Raw genomic sequence first — 17,711 nt, 5'->3', positions numbered from 1 at the left:
CTTAGTCCTTGGTTACGCGGTTGATTTCGGCCAGGCTGGTGACGCCGTTCATCACCTTGACCAATGCCGAGCGGCGCAGGTCGCGCACGCCCGAGCGCTGAGCGGCGTCGGCGATCTGCATCGCATTGCCGCCTTCGAGCACGATCGCCTGGATTTCTTCGGTCATCGGCATGACCTGGTAGATGCCGGTACGTCCTTTGTAGCCTTCGGTGCAGTCCGGGCATCCCGCCGGCTCGTAAAGCTTGAAGCCGGAGGCGATCTCTTCGTGGCTGAAGCCTTCGGCGAGCAGCGCGTGTTCCGGCAGGTGCACCTCGCGCTTGCAGTCGTGCAGACGGCGGGCGAGGCGCTGGGCGATCACCAGGGTGACCGAGGAGGTGATGTTGTACGGCGCCACGCCCATGTTCATGAGTCGGGCGATGGTCTGCGGGGCGTCGTTGGTGTGCAGGGTCGACAGCACCATGTGGCCGGTCTGGGCGGCCTTGATGGCGATCTCGGCGGTCTCCAGGTCGCGGATTTCGCCGACCATGATCACGTCCGGGTCCTGGCGCAGGAAGCTGCGCAGGGCCGCGGCGAAGGTCATGCCGCGCTTGACGTTCATCTGCACCTGGTTGATGCCCGGCACGCGGATTTCGACCGGGTCCTCGACCGTGGAGATGTTGCGCTGCTCGTCGTTGAGGATGTTGAGCGCGGTGTACAGCGACACCGTCTTGCCCGAGCCGGTCGGGCCGGTCACCAGGACCATGCCGTAGGGCTTGACCACCGCGCCGACGAACAGCTCCTTCTGGTCGTCCTCGTAGCCGAGCTTCTCGATGCCGAGCCGGGCCGCGCTGCCGTCGAGGATACGCAGCACGATCTTCTCGCCGAACAGGGTCGGCAAGGTGCTCATGCGGAAGTCGATCTGCTTGGTCTTGGACAGGTTGAGCTTGATGCGCCCGTCCTGCGGCACGCGCTTTTCGGCGATGTCGAGCTGGGCCATGACCTTCAGGCGCGCGGCGATGCGCGCGTGCAGCTTGTTCGGCACCTTGGCGACCTGCTTGAGCAGGCCGTCGATGCGCAGGCGCACCCGGTAGTCGGTTTCGTAAGGCTCGAAGTGGATGTCCGAGGCGCCGCGGCGGATCGCGTCGACCAGCACCTTGTTGACGAACTTCACCACCGGGGTGTCGTCGCCCTTGGCGTCGATGCCGCTGTCGCCGCCGACGCTGGCGATGTCCTCGTCCTTGCCGATCTCCAGCGTTTCCAGGCCTTCGCCGTCGCCGACCGCATTGCCGAGGCTGTCGGAACTTTCCAGCCAGCGGTCCAGGGTGCGGCGGATCAGCTCCTCGTCGACCAGGATCGCCTCGACCGCGGCATTGGTCTGGAACTTGATCTCGTCCAGGGCGCCGGTGTTGGTCGGGTCGGCCAGGCCGATGAACAGCTTGTTGCCGCGCTTGAACAGCGGCAGGGCATTGTGCTTGCGGATCAGCTCCTCGCTGATCGCACGCACCGCCGACTGGCTCGGGTCCATGGCCGATGGGTCGAACAGCGGCACGCCGAACTCGATCGAGTTGGCGGCCGCCAACTGCCCCGACGTGACCAGGCGTTGTTCGGCCAGATACGTGGCGATCGGCTTGCGGTCGGCGCTGGCCGCGGCCATGGCCTCGCGCGCCTTGACCTCGTCCAGGGCGCCGTCCATAACCAGACGCCGGGCAATGCCGGTGATTCCCACCAGATTGGCAGTTGCGATGGACATTGCAGCCCTCAGTTTTCCCCACCCTGACTTTACCTGAATCTCAGTGGTTGGCGAGCTGACCTGTGTCGCTTTTCTGGAGCCGGGTGGTTTGAGCCCCAGCGCACACCGGCTATCCTGCGCCCTGGGGAGGTGACATGCACGTATCCGTAGTATTGCCGGCCAAGAACGAGTCGGAGGGGCTGGGTCGTACCCTGCCATTGCTGCGCCAGGTTCTGCCTGGGGCTGAAATCATCGTGGTCGACGACGGCTCGACCGACGACACCGCTGCGGTCGCGGCCGGGCTCGGGGCCAAGGTCCTGTCTTCGCCGTATTCCATGGGCAACGGGGCGGCGATCAAGCGCGGCGCCCGGGCGGCCCGCGGCGAGGTCATCGTGTTCATGGACGCCGACGGCCAGCACGACCCGAACGAGATCCCGCGCCTGCTGGAGCGGCTCGAAGCCGGCTACGACATGGTCGTGGGCGCGCGCAACGCCAGCGGCCAGGCCAGCGTCGGCCGCGGCGCCGCCAACGCCTTGTACAACCGCCTGGCCACCTGGATGACCGGGCACAAGGTGCAGGACCTGACGTCGGGCTTCCGCGCCGTGCGCGCGAACAAGTTCCGCGAGTTCCTGCACCTGCTGCCGAACGGCTTCAGCTACCCGACCACCAGCACCATGGCGTTCTTCCGCAGCGCCTATCCGGTGACCTACGTCCCGGTGGACGTGGCGCGCCGGGTCGGCACCAACAGCCATATCCGTCCCCTGCGCGACGGCATCCGCTTTTTGCTGATCATCTTCAAGATCGCCACCCTGTATTCGCCGCTGAAGCTGTTCGCCCCGGCGGCGATCGGTTTCGCCGCGCTCGGGCTGGGGCATTACGCCTGGACGTTCGCCACCCAGGGCCGCTTCACCAACATGAGCGTGCTGCTGCTGAGCGCGGCGGTGATCGTGTTCCTGATCGGGCTGGTGTCCGAGCAGATCACCGGCCTGACCTATCTGCACGGCCGCGACGCTTCGATCGACCCTGAAGAGAATCCCGAATGGCGCTAGCCGCGGGCGCGGGACTGCGCGGCCGCTTTCGCGGTTACTCCGGTGCGCGTCCCGACGTGATCCGGCTGCTGCCGGAGTCGGGGCTCGGCCGGGTGCTCGACGTGGGTTGCGGCGCCGGCATGACCGCAGCCCTGGTGCGCGAGCGCTGCGCAGGCGCGCAGGTGGTCGGGGTCGAGCCGATGGCCGAGCTGGCCGAGCATGCGCGTGCCCAGGTCGACGAGTTGATCGTCGGCCGGATCGACGATCCTGCGGTACTGGAGCGACTGGCCGCGCAAGCGCCGTTCGATGCGATCGTCTGCGCCGACGTGCTCGAGCACGTGGCCGAGCCCTTGCCGGTGCTGCGCGCGTTGGCGCAGCGCCTGGCGCCGGGCGGATGCCTGGTGACCAGCCTGCCCAACGTCCGCCATCTGTCCACCTTCGTGGCGCTGGGTTTGCTGGGCACCTGGCCGGCGCGCGACCGCGGCATCCACGACCGTACCCATCTGCGCTTCTTCGCTCGCCGCGACATCCTGCGCCTGGGCGAGCAGGCCGGCCTGGAACTGCGCGCCGAACGGCGCAACGTGCGTCTGTTCGAGTCGCGCGCCTGGAGCCTGGTGTTGGCCAAACCGCTGGATTTCTGGCCGTTTCGCGGCTTCGTCACCTTCCAGTATCTGCATCGCTGGACCTGCGCCGGCCATGACGGCTGAGCGCAGCGGCTGGCGACGGCTGGCGGCGGCCTATGCGCTGGCCGCGCTGGCGCTGTATTTCTGCGTGCGCTACCTGGGCGTGCAGGGCGCGGGTTTCGTCGAAGCGCTGCGACGCCTGCCGCCCGCGCACCTGGCCCTGGCCTTGGCCTGGTTCGCGCTGGGCCTGGGCGTCAACGCCCTGGGCTTCGCCTTGGCCAACCGGGCCCTGTCGGTGGTTGCGCCGGCACGGGTCCTGGCCGGCGCCTGGCTGGCGACGCTGCTGGCCAAGTACGTGCCGGTCGGCATCGGCCATGTGCTCGGACGCGGCCTGGTGCTGTCGCGATACGGCGTACCCGCCCGCGCCACGGCCTGGGTCGGTCTGTTCGAACAAGCGGTCTCGTTGGGGCTGTGCGCGGCGATCGCGCTGCTGGCCTATGCCGCCGGCCACGCCGCCGGGTGGCCGGTCGGGTCGGCCCTGGCGATCTCCGGCGGCGGCGTCCTGCTCGGTGCGGCCTGGTGGTTGCGCCGGCGCACCGCCCTGCGGCCGATGCTGTGGCTGGCGGCGCTGGCTTGCTACGCGATCGCGATGCTGCCGTATGCGGCCGCCTATCTGGTCCTGGTGCAGCCGGCCGAACCGCTGCGATTCGTGCAGGCCTTGTTCGCCGGCACCGTCGCCGGAGTTCTGGCGGTACTGGTGCCCGGCGGCCTGGGAGTGCGCGAGTCGGTCGTGGCGGCATGGTCGGGTGCGGGTGCGGCGGAAACGGTGCTGGCCGGAGTGGTCGCCGCGCGGGCCTTGATCCTGAGCGCCGAAGTGCTGGCTTCGCTGGTCGGACAAGCGCTGCTGCGGACGCGGAGCGGACCGCGGTGAAGGCCGAATTGATCGTCGCGGGCCTGCGCGCTTCGGGCGAGGGATATCCCAACGCCGAGCAGACCATCCGCCTGCTGGGCGAGCGCGGCGACTACGCGATCCGCGACCTCGGCCGGGCCCTGCCGGCCGACCTGCATCTGTGGAAGCTCAGCCGCCTGCCGCCGCATCGGCTGTTGCTGGCCCTGGCGCGCCTGGGCCTGGGCAACCTGCTCAGCCTGGTCCGGGTGCTGCGTGCGGCGACCCCGGACAGCCGCGTCTACGTGCCGTACCCGAGCGTGTTCTTTCTGTGGTTGCTGTCGTGGCTGCCGGCCGCGCGGCGGCCGTACTGCATCGCCGACGCCTACATCTCGGTATGGGACTCGATGTTCCGCGACCGGGCCCGCGGCGGCGATTCGGCGGCCTCGCGCTGGATCAAGCGGATCGAGGGGCGCGCGCTGCGCAGCGCGGCGCGAGTGCTGGTCGACACCGAAGCCAACCGGGCCTGCCTGATCGAAGATTTCGGTTTGGACCCGAACCGGGTGCGGTCGCTGCCGCTGGCGATCGACGCCGCTGCGTTCCGCGCCGCCGCCGCTTATCGGTCGCAACCGGATCGGGCGCTGACGGTGCTGTTCGTCGGCACCCTGATTCCGCTGCACGGTGTGCCCACGATCCTGCAGGCGCTGCAGTGCTTGCTGGATTCGCCGAGCCAGCGCGACCGCTTCCGCTTCCGCTTCCTCGGCGACGGCCAGCTCGGCCCGTTGTTGAACGAGTTCGTGCAACGTCACGAGCCCGAGCGCGTTGCCTGGGTGCGTGAGTGGCAGCCGCTGGATGCCGTCGCGCGGGAAATCGCTGCAGCCGACATTTGCCTGGGCGTGTTCGGCGGCGCGGGCAAGGCTGCGCGCGTGTTGCCGTTCAAGCTCTACATGTACCTGGCGAGCGGCCGGGCCGTCGTCAGCCAAGCGCAACTCTCCGTGCCCTCAGGCGCGCCTGCACCGCCGCTGGAGGCGGTGCCGGTCGACGACCCGGAGGCCTTGGCCGAGCGGCTGGTCGCGCTGGCCGACGATCCGCAGCGCCGCCTCGCCGCGGCCGCCGCCGGCGCCGGCTACTTCGAGCGTTGGCTGGGCGCGGAGGCGCTGTTGCGCGCCTGGGACGCACTGGATACCTGAGCGCCCGCGGCGGCGCGCGCAGCGACCGGCCAACGTTGGTAGCGGATACGGTAGGCCGGCTCGAAGCCCGGCAGGCCGCCCCATGACTCTTCGCGCAGGCGCAAGCGGCGCACCCGTGGCGCCTCCCCGGTAGCCAGCCAACGCCACAGGCCGTCGGTGGACTCGATAGAAGGCGAAATCAGGAAGCCGGCCGCGGCCGCGCCCGGGGCGATGCGCCGGCTGAACGTACGGCCGTCGTCGAGTTCCAACTCCAGGTACAGTCGCGGCGCGCGCAGCACCAAGGACCCGGCGCGGTTCCACAGGGTCGGTTGCGCTTCGATCGAGACCGCCACGGCCGCCTCGCCCGGATCGGGAACTGCGATCGCCTCGCCCTGGCGCGCCTGACTCTGCGCCAAGTCCGAAACAGCCGAGGCCGATGAAGGCCGGCGCTGCATCAACAGCAGTCCGCGCTCGCGCAAGCGCGGCTGATAGGCGGACAGGATCTGCAGCAGAGCCTGCGGATCCTCGCTGGTCGCGAGCCGCCCGTCGATCGCGCGCAGATCGAGCAACACCCAGGCTGGAGCCGCCTTCGAAGCGAACCAATCGCGGTTGAGTCCGGCCAGCTGCGGCGTATAGGCGGAATAGCCCTGGAAGACCGGGCGCGGCCGGTAGTTGAGGTCGTTGAGGAAGATCACGCCCTGGCCGACCGAGACGATGTCGATGGGGGCATCGCCGACAGCGCTGCGCGTCCGGGGCAGCGAGGATTCCTGCTGCAGACGCTGGCGTACCTGCTCCAGCCGCTGCGCCCGCGAATTCCAATCGAACAACAGGTTCAGGCGGGTCAGCGCGGTGTCGGCGCTGGGCATGCCGGTAGCCATGAACAACTTCTGCCCGCTCGGCAGCGTCGGCAAGGCCCACACCGTTGCGGCGCCGAGCAGCGCTGCAGCGACTCCAGCGCGCGTTGCCGCCGCGCTCGCGCTGAGCGCGGTGAAGACCACCAGCGTCGTCGCCAGCACCGGGAAGAAAATCATCAGATGGACCGTGTCGACCCGGGTGAAGCCGGCCTTGAACGCGAGCCCCAGCGTGGCCAACCCGATCGCGGTCGAGGCCAGGCGCGGAGCGAGCGCGATCCGGCTGCGCAGTGCGGTCGCGACCATTACGGCGATCGCCCAGGCCAGGGCCGCCAGCCCCAGCGCATCGGTCCAGCCGGGTCCCGGCCGCTGCATGGCCGTGCCGTAGCCCACTGCGACGTCGATGCACAACTGCAGATGACGGGGCAGACCCGACCACGCTTGTCCGGCGAGCCGCCAGCACACCATTGCAGCCAGCACGCTCGACAGCGCCGCTGCCGTGCCGGCCCAGCGCGTCCGGCGGGTGAGCCATGGGCTGGCCGCCAGCCAGACCAGCCATAGCGGGAACAGACTGAACTTGATCAGCCATGGCAGCGCGCAGGCCAAACCGGCGAGCAAGGCGACTGCGGGCGTCCAGCGCGAGTGGTTCTGGTCGCAATGCCACAAGGCGATGGCGCTGAGCGGAAACACGGTCAGCCACAATACGTCGCCGGCCCAGTGCATGCCGAACCAGAGCAGCACAGCGACCAGGGCGAAGCGCGCCGGGCGCGCCAATGCACGTACGGCGAGGCCGAGCATGACCGCGTACAACGCCGCATACGCCACCTGGGCGATGGCGGCGGTAGCCACCATCGAAGGAAAGTAGCTGAATTGCGGACTCATCCAGCCCAGCGGCCCATAGGTGAACACCAGGTCGCGCCCCCATTGCGCGCCGTGTTCGAATCCCCAGGTCGTCACCGCTGCCCATGACGGGTCGATGTCGTAGCCGGCGGCCTGTGCATCGAAGCGGAAGCCGAGCAAGAACGCCAGTGCGACGGCCGCAGCCCAGGCCAGTTGCGTCGATGAAATCAGATCCTTAGGGCGATCGGCGCGGAAGGACGGCGCGATATTGGTGGCCAAGCTCAATCTCCGGCAGGAGCGTTGGATGGGGTGCGTGCCTGCTCGATCAACCCTCGCACCTCATCGGCTTGCCGGCGCTGGAAGCGGTTGCCGGCTGCGATCCGGGGTTCGGCCGCGCGCAAGGCCTCGGCCGCGCCGTCGAGATCGCCGAGATGGACGCGGGCGCGCGCAAGCAACAGACCGACTTCAGCCGATCCGCCGTGACGCCATGCCAGTTGCGCTTGTTCAGCGACGCGTGGCCATTGTCCGGTTTGCGCCGCGACGATCGCGGTAAGGAAGCGGAACTGCTGCTTGGGCAGGGCGCGCTCGGGCTGGTCGCGGGCTGTCTGCAACTGCCGCTCCATCGCGGCAAGCACCGCATCATCGGTCAGCGCGCCGCAGCGGCCGTCGCGACTGGCTCGCGCCAGGACATCGAAGGCCTGGACTTCGCCGACGGTGATCTTGGGACGGGCATCGGCCATTACGTCTTGGCCGAAGTAGTCCGCAGGCACGCCGAGGCCGGCATAGCACCGCACCGTGGCCAGATCGATCCGCGCCTGCAGCCGGTCGCGTGGGCGGTCGCCGTCGGCGATCCGCTGCAGGATCGCCATGCTCGGCTCGAACGCGCGGGCGTTGAGTTCGCGCATGGCCTTGGTTTGGCTGGCGCGCAGGGATTCGGGATGATGGGTCAAGGCCAGATCGACGATGGCGTCCTTGTCGCGCCAGGTCAGGGCGCGTTGCAGGGTCAGCCACGACAGTGTGGCGAGCGCGACGATCGCAACGGCGGTGGCCGCTCGCCAGGCCTGCCGCCGGCCGCTCAGGGACGCGCCGATCAAGCCCGCGATCGCCAGGAAAACGCCGACCGAGGGCAGGTAGTTGCGGTGTTCGTAGTACAGCTCGAGCGGCAGTATCGTGGACTCGACCGCATGGGCGACGAGGAAGAACATCCAGCCGGCGAACACGCTGGGAAGACGCCGCCGCAAGAGGAACGCACCGACGGTGACCGCAAAGAGGAGCGTCAGGCAGGCGAGTGTCGAGGCCGGTGCGAGCAAGCCGGTCGAGGCGCGGAAATCGTCTGTGTACAGCCCCATCGAATCGATCCGCGGGAACAGCAGTTGCCCGAGGTAGTCGGCAAGCGCTCGGCCCTGGCTCAGCAGGCGCTCGACCGGCGTGAAGTCCAGTACCGCATAGCCGCCGAGCGGCCGCTCGGGTGCGAAGACGAATATGGCTGCGATGGCCGCCGCGGGTAGGGCCAGGAATACGGAATAGAAGGCGACGACCGCGCGATCTCGCTTCGCGCCGGCGAAGTAGGCCAACTCGATGACCGCGCACAGCGCCGGCACGACCGCCGCATTCTCCTTGCTCAACAAGCCGGCGGCGTAGAGCAGCGGAAAGCCCAGAAACAGCCTGAGTCGGGCGCCCTTGTCGTCGCCGGCCAGGGCGTGGGTGCGCGCCTCGACGTAGATCAGCACGCTGGCCAGGCTGAACAGCGTGGCCAACTGCGCCATGCGTTGTACCGCGTACAGCACCGTGCTCGCGTGCAAGGGGTGCAGCAGCCATAGCGAGGCGATCAGCGCGGCTACCGCGTCGGCGCGCGGAGACAGCCGCGCGTCGCGGGCGAGCAGGCGACGCATCAGTTGCCAGATCAGCCAGCCGCAGCCGAGATGGACCAGCAGATTGCCGAGCTTGAAGGTGAAGGCATGATTGCCGAGCGGGCCGGCGGTAAGCAGGAAGCTGGCCATCGAGACCGGCCGGCCGAGCGCGCCGGAATAGTTGCCGAACACCGCCTCGTGCCACGGAATGCGGCCATGCGCCCACTGCTGCACCGGCGTCAAGTTGGCCAGATCGTCGAGCAGGAACGGACCGTCGAGTCCGATCCAGTATGCGCAGACCGCAATGATCAGCGCGGCGATCGTCCAGGCTTTGGCGGTGGGCGCGAACGTCATTCGATGGGCCGGAGTATGGGCGGCCGGTCGAATCCGGCCGCCGACGACATGGAAACGCGAGCGCGCTTCAGCGTGCCTGTTGCAGCAGGGTTTGCGCCTTGGCCAGCTCGGCGCGGCCGGCCGTATCGTAGGGTTTGATCCGCCGGTCGAGTTCGGCGATCAATCGCTGCGCGTCCTCGCGCGCGCCCTGCAGGGCGTAAATCTGGGCCAGCAACACGCCGACCGGCAGGTCGCCGCTGGCGCGCCAGGCCAGCTCGGCCTGTTGCCGCGCCTGGGGCAGGCGTCCGGAGTGCAGATACATTTCGGCCGTCAGGAACCGGGTCAGCCATTTCGAGCGCGAGCGCTCGGCTTGCGACGAGGCTTTTTCCAGCATCGAAGCCAGGCCGCCGGCAAGCACGCCCTGATCGATCCGACCGCAACCGCGTTCGCGGACCACGCGTGCGAGCAGGCGCAGCGCCGGCACTTCTGCCATGGTGACGCTGGGGCGGGCTTCCGCCACTGCGCGCTTCAAGTCCTCGACCGGTACATCAAGGCCGCGGATGCAGTCGAGGGTGATCCAACTGATGCGGCCGACTACCCTGTTGCGCGGATTCTTGCTGGCGAGTAGGTCGGCGAAGGCGTCGTACGCCCCCTGGTTATTGCCCTGGTGCATCGCGATGGTCGCGCGCAGCAATTGTGCCCGCATCGAGTCAGGATGGTGCTTGAGGCCCTGCGCCAGGATCGTATCTTCGGCTTGCCAGACGCGCGCGCGACCGTTGGTTGCAAAAGCGAACGAGAGACAAAAACCCGCGGCGGCGAGGATGCCCAACTGCTTGGGCGTGAGGACATTGGTCGGCAAGTCCTTCGGGATCAGCGCGGTCAGGCCGACGACGGCCAGTATCAAGCCGATCGCCGGCAAATAGTTGCGGTGTTCGAAATACAGCTCCAGCGGCAGGATGCCGGATTCGACGCCGTGCGCGACCAGGAAGAAGAACCAGCCGACGAAGACCATCGGCGCACGCTTGCGCAGGGCGATCGCACCGGCGCTGATCGCCAGCAAGGCCAGCAGCGAGATCAGCGTCGTCGGCGGCGACAGCAATCCGGTCGAGGACTGGAAGTCGTCGGTATACAGGCCCAGCAGCGGCGTGCGCGGGATCAGCAGCGTCACCACGTAGTCCATCAGCGCGCGCGACTGCGAGAGCAGCCGTTCGACCAGGGTGAAGTCGCGTTCGGCGTAATTGACCAGCAAGCGGCTGGGCAAGAATGCCAGCAGGCCGGCGGCGGCGATGGCGGGCAGGATCAGGAATACCCCGAAAAAGCCCTTGATCAGTTTGCCGCGCTGCGCGCGCGCAGCGGGGAAGCAGCCCAATTCAACCACCAAACACAAGGCCGGCGCGACCGCGGCGTTCTCCTTGCTCATCAGGCCGGCCAGAACCAACAGCGGGAACAGGGCGAACAACGCGATGCCGGCACGTCCAGTGTGGCCTTCGGCGAGCTGACGGCGCGCGAACAGGTAAGCCAGCAGCGAGGCGAGCACGAACAGGGTGCTGAGCTGGGCCATGCGCTGCACCGAATACAGTACGGTGCTGACGTTGATCGGATGCAGCAGCCACAGGGCGATGACGATGCTCGCCAGCAGGTCGGCGCGCGGCGCCAGGCGCTCGTCCTGGGCCAGCAGGCGCCGCACCACCTGCCAGCCGAGCAGGCCGCAAAGCAGATGAACGACCAGATTGCCCAGTTTGTAGGCGTAAGGGGTGTGTCCGCTCAGCTCGGCGCTGAGCAGGAAGCTGGCCATCGACAGCGGACGGCCGAGCACGCCGGAGGCGTTGCCGAACACGATCGACTGCCAGGTGGCGGTGCCGTCAAGCCAACTCTGGATCGGATTGAGGTTGGGCAGGTCGTCAAAAAGGAACGGGCCGGAGAGCCCCGTCCAGTACACGAATGCGGTCAGCGCCAGAGCGACGCAAAGCAGAATACGGGCCTGCATGAATCCTGATCCTGAGAAAGGCTGGGGCGACTATACGGGAGATGACCAGATCTGCTGATCGCTGCCTATCCGCGCCGTGATGCAATCCCGTTTTGTTCGCCCCGCTTCCCCTGGTCTGGATTCAACGGCATTCGGCCGGAACGAGAGTCAGATTGGTTCCGCTGGGCACGCTGCAGTCCCACTCCAGGGAGCCGGCCGCGGCCACCGGGCGCAGGGTGTAGGTGATCGCACCGCTCGGAGCGGACGTGGTCGCGGTGATCACGCCGCGGCTGCCGATCGCGACGCTGGCGCAGTAACTGGAGGCGATGAAGCTGTAGCCGGTGTTGGTCGCCGTCACCAGGCTCAGCGAGCCGCGATCCTGCGCGGTCTCGGAGACCGACAGCTTGGCCGCGGCGGCGATGTTGAGGCATTCCGCATTCTTGGTGCGGGAGACATAGTCCAGGTAGGCCGGCAGCGCGATCGCGCTGAGGATGCCGACGATGGCTATGACGATCATCAGTTCGATGAGGGTAAAGCCGTTTTGACGCTTCATGATGGAACCCCGGAATCTGGACGGTGGTGCGAGCCTGGAAGGCGGATCGTCAGGGGGGTGATCCGATCAGTGCCGGAACGCAGGGGCAGTGCGGTCCGTGGAGCGGTGTTGCCGGTATTGCCGGTATTGCCAGAAGAAACCCCGGCGAACCGGGGTTTCTTGGGTCCAGCGATTAGGCGAGACCTGGGTAAAGCATTAGTTGGCGCGGCACTCGGCCGGCAGCAGCGACTGCTTGACGCCGGCGGTGGCCGAGCAATCCCACTCGATGCGGCCAGCGCCCATGGTCGGATCCAGGGTGAAGGCGATGTTCGGGCCGCCGGTGTTGACGGTGGTGGCGGTGATGGTGCCGCCGTTGGCGATCGCGATGCTGTTGCAGTAGCTGCTGGCGACGAAGCTGTAGCCCGAGTTGGCCTGGGTCACGGCGGCGAGCGAGCCACGGTCCTGAGCGGTTTCCGACACGGCCAGCTTGGCGCCGGCGGCGACGTTCAGGCACTCGGCGTTCTTGGTGCGGATGGTGTAGTCCTGGTACGCCGGCAGGGCGATGGCGATCAGGATGCCGAGGATCGCGATGACGATCATGAGTTCGATCAGGGTAAAGCCTTGCTGCTTCTTCATGGTGTATCCCCTAGGAGTGATTGAGTTGCTTCACGTGCCGGCAGGTCCGTTGCTCGGTCCTTCGGCAGCCGTGCGTGCCGCACGTGCACCAGGGAATACGCACATCCCATGCCAACCTCGTGGCTGCGAAGGCCCCGGTCAGAAACTGATAGCGAGGTCACGTATCGCCGGGCATAGGGTCCGGATGAAGTGACGTGGAAGGTCAGTCACGGGGGCTTCACGGTGACCAAATGTGTCAGGTTGAACATTCGTCGTTAAAAAGCGTGAGCTTTATCGCGCAATGGTTTCGCGACTTGCCGGCGAGGTGCTTGAGCCCGCCGCTCGATTTCGGTGTTGCGTGCATGAATCGAGACGTGAATCACATTACAGGCTGAATACGATGGCCGGAAGCGGCCGTGTTTGCTGTACGGACGGGGCGGCATTGGGGGCGTACGAACACGCGCATGCCGGTGGTCGCGGCACGGCGTGAGGAGGACGGTCTGCGCCGGATCGGCGCGCGCGGGCGGGCCGCCGGTGCGGTCGCCAGGCAAGCGCTGGCCGGATGAGTTCTTGCCCGGAGTGGGGTTGGACGTGTGGCGGCCAGCGCCGCGGCCGCAGCCGGGCCCATCGAGGCGATGGGTCGGCCGAAGCGGTGCGGCCGGTGGATGTCTGCGGACGACGGCATTGCTGCTTTCGCCGCAGGGGCTGCGGCCGTGGCGAACCGCCGCGGTTCGCCAGGGGGCCGTCGCGAGCCGCGACGGACCGGGCCGGGTCAGTCGATGCCGAGCTTCTTGAGCTTGTAGCGCAGGGCGCGGAAGGTGATGCCCAGCGCCGCGGCGGTGCGGGTCTTGTTGTAGCGGTTCTCTTGCAGCGCCTGCTGGATCGCCGCGCGCTCGATCTCCTCGATGTAGGAGGGCAGGGCGCTGGTGGCGGTGTCGCGGGGGTTGAGCGTGCGCGGGTCGACGGCCGCGGGCGCGGCCGGTGCGCTGGAGCCGGCCACTGCGCCAGCGCCGGCGCCGGTCTCGACCGGGGCGCCCTGGGTCGCCAGGCGCGGCAGGCGCAGGTCGCTGGCGTTGAGCACCTCGCCTTCGGCCAGGGCCAGGGCGCGTTCGAGGATGTTCTCCAACTCGCGCACGTTGCCGGGGAAGCCGTAGGCGCGCAGCGCGTCCAGCGCGTCGTCGCCCAGGCGCGGCACCGCGCGGCCCTGGTTGCCGGCCAGGCGCTGCAGGATCTTGGCGGCCAGGCCGGGCAGGTCGTCGAGGCGCTCGCGCAGCGGCGGCACGCGCAGCTCGATGACGTTGATGCGGTAGTACAAGTCCTGGCGGAAGCGGCCGTCGGCCACCAGGGCGGCGAGATCCTTGTGGGTCGCCGACAGGATCCGCACGTCGACCACCACCTCGGCCTGGGCGCCGACCGGGCGGATCGATTTTTCCTGGATCGCGCGCAGCAGCTTGACCTGCATCGGCAGCGGCAGCTCGGCGACCTCGTCCAGGAACAGGGTGCCGCCGTCGGCGGCCTGGAACAGGCCGGGCTTGTCGGCGTGGGCGCCGGTGAAGCTGCCCTTCTTGTGGCCGAAGAACTCGCTTTCCATCAGCTCGGCCGGGATCGCGCCGCAGTTGACCGGCACGAACGGGCCGTCGGCGCGGCCGCCTTCGGAATGGATGGTGCGGGCGACCAGTTCCTTGCCCACGCCGGATTCGCCGGCGATATACACCGGCGCCTGGCTGCGCGCGACCTTGGCCAGGGTCTGGCGCAGTTTGATCATCGCCGGCGACTCGCCGTACAGGCGCGAGCCGACCGCCTCGCTTGCGCTGCGCCGGGTCTCGTTGAGCTCCAGCGCATGGCGCACCAGGTCGCGCAGCACCGCCAGGTCCACAGGTTTGGCGACGAAATCGAAGGCGCCGGCCTTGAGCGCTTCCACCGCGGCTTCGACGTTGCCGAAGGCGGTGATCATCGCGACCGGGGTATTCGGATATTTCTGGCTGATCTCGGCGACCAGCTCCATGCCCGAGCCGTCGGGCAGGCGCATGTCGGTCAGGCACAGATCGTAACGATTGCGCAGCAGCTGACTGCGCGCCTCGCCGATGCCGGACGCGGTGTCGCAACGAAGGCCCATCCGGCCCAAAGTCATGACGAGCAGCTCGCGAATATCGCGTTCGTCGTCGACCACCAATGCACTACGGGTTTCAGCCATGAGCCCTCCACCGACCACGATATCTTAACGTGGCGGTGGCGGCCAAGCATGCTCTGCTTGAATATGTCCGGAATGGGATGCGCAGCGGTACGGTCAACGCGTCGGCAAAGCGCTGGGGCCGGTGAGGCGGATACGGAAACAACCGCCGCCGCCGGGCACCGGCACATAATCCAGCGAGGCCTGGTTGGCGCGGCAGAGCTCGCGGGCGATATACAGGCCCAGGCCGGTGCCGTGGCTGGAGGTGGTGAAGAACGGCCGGAACAGGCGCTCGGCGACCGAGTCGGGAATGCCCGGGCCGCGGTCGAGCACGTCGATCGCCGGCAGGCCGACGTCGTCGAAATACACGTTCACGGTGACCCGCGCCGGCTGCCCCGGCATGCGTCCGTAGGTCAGGGCGTTGTGCACCAGCACGGTCAGCGCCTGATGCAGCTGGCGCGGGTCGACCATGGTCTCGACCCGGTGGTCGGGTCCGGTCGCGCGCAGGGTGTCCTGCTCGATCGGGTGGCTGGCGCGGTATTCGTCGACGAATTGGCGGACGAAGCCCATCAGCTCGACGTGCTCGGGCTTGGCCGGCTCGCGCCGGGCCATGCCGAGCACGTTCTCGACGATGCCGTTCATGCGCACGCCCTGCTGGCGCACGATCTCGAGCAGGCGGCGGTCGGACACGGCGATGTCGCGCGACTCCTCCAGCAACTGCACGGCATAGTTGATCGCCGCCAGCGGGTTGCGGATCTCGTGCGCCAGGCTGGCCGAGAAGCGTCCCAGCGCGGCCAGGGTGATCGATTCGGCGTGGCGCGAGACCAGCGAGGTGTCGTCGAGGAAGATCAGGGTCTGGTCGCTGCCGGCGAGCAGACGGGTGAAGCGCGGCACCACCTCGGGCAGGTCCGGAGCCAACTGCATCGGGCTTTCGTCGGGCCGGCCCTCGGTGCGCCAACGGCTCAGGCGCCGGGCCAGTTCCGGCGCGGCCAGGGCCAGCACCCGGTGGCCGTGGCGCTGGCCGTCGTACTCGCCGCTGTCGCCGAGCAGCAGCATCGCCGCCTCGTTGGCCAGGCGCAGGCGGCCCTCGCCGTCGACCAGCAGCACGCCGGTGCGCATCCGGCGGATGATCAGTTCGTTGACCTCGGCGTAGTTGGCCGCCTCGGCGCCGCGCCGCTCGGCCAGCTCCTGGCTCTCGCGCATCTGCCGGCCCAGCGCGCTGGTGAGCAGGGCGATCGAGAGGTAGGCCAGGGCGAACATGATCGGCTCGGCGATGGTCCGGCTCAGGCTTTCGCCGCCGATCCAGTTCCAGATCCATTCGCCGATCAGGCCCAGGCAGGCCACGACCGCCGCGCCGATGCCGTAGCGGGCCCGCAGCAGCAGGGCCGCGGCGCCGACGTTGAACATCAGCATCAGGGCGATGCCGGTGCCGGCGCCGGGCAGGGCGTGGATGGCCAGGATGCCGAAGAACAGGTCGCTGGCGATGCCGGAGAAGACCTGGCTGCGCAGCTCGCCGCGGCCGTTGAACAGGAACAGCAGGCCGGCGATGAACAGGTAGGCCAGGGCCAGCGAGCGGGCGAACAGGTCGTGGCGCGGGCTGCCGATCAGGTTTTCGACCGGGCCGAACAGGAAAAACACCAGCAACGCGGCTTCCAGCAGCCGGTACAGGGTGAAGAAGTACAGTTCGCGCCGTAGCGCGAGATCGGCATCGGCCGGACTGGAATGGGCGAGACCTGACGGCAAGCGGAGTTTCCCGGCGCGGGCGGAATGGCACGCAGTATAGGGCGAGCGGCTTGGCCGGACCGGTCCCGACCCTGGCCGCTGCGGCCCCGGCCGGGCGGCCCGGGCGGCGGGGTTTTGCTCGGCCCGCCCCGATCGGCGACAATGCGGCCCCCTCGCGCGCGCTCCGGCCCCCTGGCCGCGCGTCCGCGCGGGACGTCTTTCACTCCCCTCGGTGACGCATGAATTTTCACGAATATCAGGCTAAGCAGCTGTTCGCCGACTACGGCATCGCAGTGCCGGCCGGGCGCGTTGCGCGCACTCCGGAAGAAGCGGTCGACGCTGCCAAGGCGATCGGCGGCGACTTCTGGGTCGTCAAGGCGCAGATCCACGCCGGCGGCCGCGGCAAGGCCGGCGGCGTCAAGCTGTCCAAGACCTACGACGAAGTGCGCGAGTACGCCAAGGGCATGCTCGGCACCAAGATGGCCACCTACCAGACCGCCGGCGTCGAGCTGCCGGTCGACAGCGTGCTGGTGACCCAGGCCACCGACATCGCCAAGGAACTGTACCTGTCGGTGCTGGTCGATCGCAGCACCCGCTCGATCACCTTCATCGCCTCGGCCGAAGGCGGCATGGACATCGAGCAGGTCGCGCACGAGAAGCCCGAAGCGATCAAGACCCTGAACGTGAACTACGTCCAGGGCCTGCAGCCCTACGAGTGCCGCAACCTCGGCTTCGACCTGGGTCTGAACGCCAAGCAGGTCGGCCAGCTGACCAAGATCATGCTGGGCCTGTACAAGCTGTTCAACGAAAAGGACCTGGCGCTGGTCGAGCTGAACCCGCTGGCGATCCTGACCAACGGCGACCTGGCCGTGCTCGACGGCAAGATCAACTCCGACGACAACGCGACCTTCCGCCACGCCGAACTGGCCGCGATGCGCGACATCCGCCAGGAAGACGAGACCGAGGTCAAGGCCAGCCAGCACGACCTCAACTACGTCACCATGGACGGCAACATCGGCTGCATGGTCAACGGCGCCGGCCTGGCGATGGCGACCATGGACGTGATCTCGCTCAACGGCGGCTCGCCGGCCAACTTCCTCGACGTCGGCGGCGGCGCCACCAAGGAGCGCGTGACCGAGGCGTTCAAGCTGATCCTGAGCTCGGACAAGGTCAAGGCGATCTTCGTCAACATCTTCGGCGGCATCGTCCGCTGCGACATGATCGCCGAAGGCATCATCGCCGCGGTCAAGGAAGTCGACGTCAAGGTCCCGGTGATCGTGCGCCTGGAAGGCACCAACGTCGAAGCCGGCAAGGAACTGCTGAAGAACTCGGGTCTGGCCATCACTGCGGCCGACGACATCAACGACGGCGCGAAGAAGGCGGTTGCCGCCGCCGCCGGTAAGTAAGAGGCCGATGAC

13 protein-coding genes are annotated in these 17,711 nt (G+C 68.2%); 5 read left to right on the top strand and 8 right to left on the bottom strand.

Features of this window, described 5'->3' with window-relative positions:
- Position 1: 1 nt before the first annotated feature.
- Entirely contained in the window at positions 2-1,729 is a 1,728-nt protein-coding gene (pilB, locus tag K4L06_RS01835) for a type IV-A pilus assembly ATPase PilB (RefSeq protein WP_221669771.1), read from the bottom strand.
- 134 nt (positions 1,730-1,863) lie between these two features.
- Here pilB and K4L06_RS01830 point away from each other — a divergent pair, with 134 nt between their 5' ends.
- Genes K4L06_RS01830 through K4L06_RS01815 form a run of 4 tightly spaced genes read left to right on the top strand, consistent with a single transcriptional unit; the run spans position 1,864 to position 5,435 of the window.
- Positions 1,864-2,757 (top strand): glycosyltransferase family 2 protein, encoded by an 894-nt coding sequence (locus tag K4L06_RS01830; protein ID WP_221669770.1) that lies wholly within the window; start codon positions 1,864-1,866, stop codon positions 2,755-2,757.
- Complete coding sequence (locus K4L06_RS01825) at positions 2,748-3,443, top strand: class I SAM-dependent methyltransferase (protein WP_221669769.1); 696 nt, start codon at positions 2,748-2,750, stop codon at positions 3,441-3,443. Before K4L06_RS01830 ends, K4L06_RS01825 begins: the two co-directional genes overlap by 10 nt.
- Positions 3,433-4,290: a hypothetical protein gene (locus K4L06_RS01820; RefSeq protein WP_221669768.1), complete on the top strand. Its 858-nt coding sequence runs from the start codon at positions 3,433-3,435 to the stop codon at positions 4,288-4,290. Before K4L06_RS01825 ends, K4L06_RS01820 begins: the two co-directional genes overlap by 11 nt.
- Positions 4,287-5,435 (top strand): glycosyltransferase, encoded by a 1,149-nt coding sequence (locus K4L06_RS01815; protein ID WP_221669767.1) that lies wholly within the window; start codon positions 4,287-4,289, stop codon positions 5,433-5,435. The genes K4L06_RS01820 and K4L06_RS01815 overlap by 4 nt, the downstream gene beginning before the upstream one ends.
- Here K4L06_RS01815 and K4L06_RS01810 read toward each other — a convergent pair.
- The 7 genes from K4L06_RS01810 to K4L06_RS01780 all read right to left on the bottom strand — a co-directional run bounded on the left by K4L06_RS01810 (position 5,372) and on the right by K4L06_RS01780 (position 16,314).
- Complete coding sequence (locus K4L06_RS01810; RefSeq protein WP_221669766.1) at positions 5,372-7,384, bottom strand: hypothetical protein; 2,013 nt, start codon at positions 7,382-7,384, stop codon at positions 5,372-5,374. The two genes, K4L06_RS01815 and K4L06_RS01810, sit on opposite strands and share 64 nt — an antisense overlap.
- 2 nt (positions 7,385-7,386) lie before the next feature.
- The gene (locus tag K4L06_RS01805) at positions 7,387-9,309 is read right to left on the bottom strand and encodes a hypothetical protein (protein WP_221669765.1); all 1,923 of its coding nucleotides are present in this window, start codon (positions 9,307-9,309) and stop codon (positions 7,387-7,389) included.
- Between the two features lie 67 nt (positions 9,310-9,376).
- Positions 9,377-11,275, bottom strand: a complete 1,899-nt coding sequence (locus K4L06_RS01800; RefSeq protein ID WP_221669764.1) for a hypothetical protein — start codon at positions 11,273-11,275, stop codon at positions 9,377-9,379.
- Between the two features lie 121 nt (positions 11,276-11,396).
- Positions 11,397-11,807, bottom strand: a complete 411-nt coding sequence (locus K4L06_RS22470; protein WP_305068573.1) for a prepilin-type N-terminal cleavage/methylation domain-containing protein — start codon at positions 11,805-11,807, stop codon at positions 11,397-11,399.
- A gap of 195 nt (positions 11,808-12,002) precedes the next feature.
- Positions 12,003-12,422, bottom strand: coding sequence for a pilin (locus tag K4L06_RS01790; protein WP_221669763.1), 420 nt, complete (start codon positions 12,420-12,422; stop codon positions 12,003-12,005).
- Between the two features lie 751 nt (positions 12,423-13,173).
- Positions 13,174-14,595, bottom strand: a complete 1,422-nt coding sequence (locus K4L06_RS01785; RefSeq protein WP_221669762.1) for a sigma-54 dependent transcriptional regulator — start codon at positions 14,593-14,595, stop codon at positions 13,174-13,176.
- A 93-nt stretch (positions 14,596-14,688) separates the two neighbouring features.
- Positions 14,689-16,314 carry an ATP-binding protein gene (locus K4L06_RS01780; RefSeq protein ID WP_221669761.1) on the bottom strand — a complete coding sequence of 542 codons (1,626 nt, stop codon included), beginning with the start codon at positions 16,312-16,314 and terminating at the stop codon, positions 14,689-14,691.
- Between the two features lie 218 nt (positions 16,315-16,532).
- Between K4L06_RS01780 and sucC the strand changes: the two genes are divergently transcribed.
- A complete protein-coding gene (sucC, locus tag K4L06_RS01775) occupies positions 16,533-17,699 on the top strand; it encodes an ADP-forming succinate--CoA ligase subunit beta (protein WP_221669760.1) in 1,167 nt (388 codons plus the stop codon).
- Positions 17,700-17,711 lie beyond the last annotated feature (12 nt).

The organism is Lysobacter sp. BMK333-48F3, from assembly GCF_019733395.1.
Classification (GTDB): domain Bacteria; phylum Pseudomonadota; class Gammaproteobacteria; order Xanthomonadales; family Xanthomonadaceae; genus Lysobacter.
This window is presented reverse-complemented; position numbering and strand designations above follow the sequence as displayed.

What these genes read in the sequence shown, in the direction of transcription:
- K4L06_RS01820 (WP_221669768.1), top strand. Translation starts at nt 3,433, where the DNA reads ATGACGGCTGAGCGCAGCGGCTGGCGACGGCTGGCGGCGGCCTATGCG.
- K4L06_RS22470 (WP_305068573.1), bottom strand. Translation starts at nt 11,807, where the DNA reads ATGAAGCGTCAAAACGGCTTTACCCTCATCGAACTGATGATCGTCATA.
- K4L06_RS01785 (WP_221669762.1), bottom strand. Translation starts at nt 14,595, where the DNA reads ATGGCTGAAACCCGTAGTGCATTGGTGGTCGACGACGAACGCGATATT.
- sucC (WP_221669760.1), top strand. Translation starts at nt 16,533, where the DNA reads ATGAATTTTCACGAATATCAGGCTAAGCAGCTGTTCGCCGACTACGGC.
- K4L06_RS01830 (WP_221669770.1), top strand. Translation starts at nt 1,864, where the DNA reads ATGCACGTATCCGTAGTATTGCCGGCCAAGAACGAGTCGGAGGGGCTG.
- K4L06_RS01800 (WP_221669764.1), bottom strand. Translation starts at nt 11,275, where the DNA reads ATGCAGGCCCGTATTCTGCTTTGCGTCGCTCTGGCGCTGACCGCATTC.
- K4L06_RS01790 (WP_221669763.1), bottom strand. Translation starts at nt 12,422, where the DNA reads ATGAAGAAGCAGCAAGGCTTTACCCTGATCGAACTCATGATCGTCATC.
- pilB (WP_221669771.1), bottom strand. Translation starts at nt 1,729, where the DNA reads ATGTCCATCGCAACTGCCAATCTGGTGGGAATCACCGGCATTGCCCGG.
- K4L06_RS01825 (WP_221669769.1), top strand. Translation starts at nt 2,748, where the DNA reads ATGGCGCTAGCCGCGGGCGCGGGACTGCGCGGCCGCTTTCGCGGTTAC.
- K4L06_RS01805 (WP_221669765.1), bottom strand. Translation starts at nt 9,309, where the DNA reads ATGACGTTCGCGCCCACCGCCAAAGCCTGGACGATCGCCGCGCTGATC.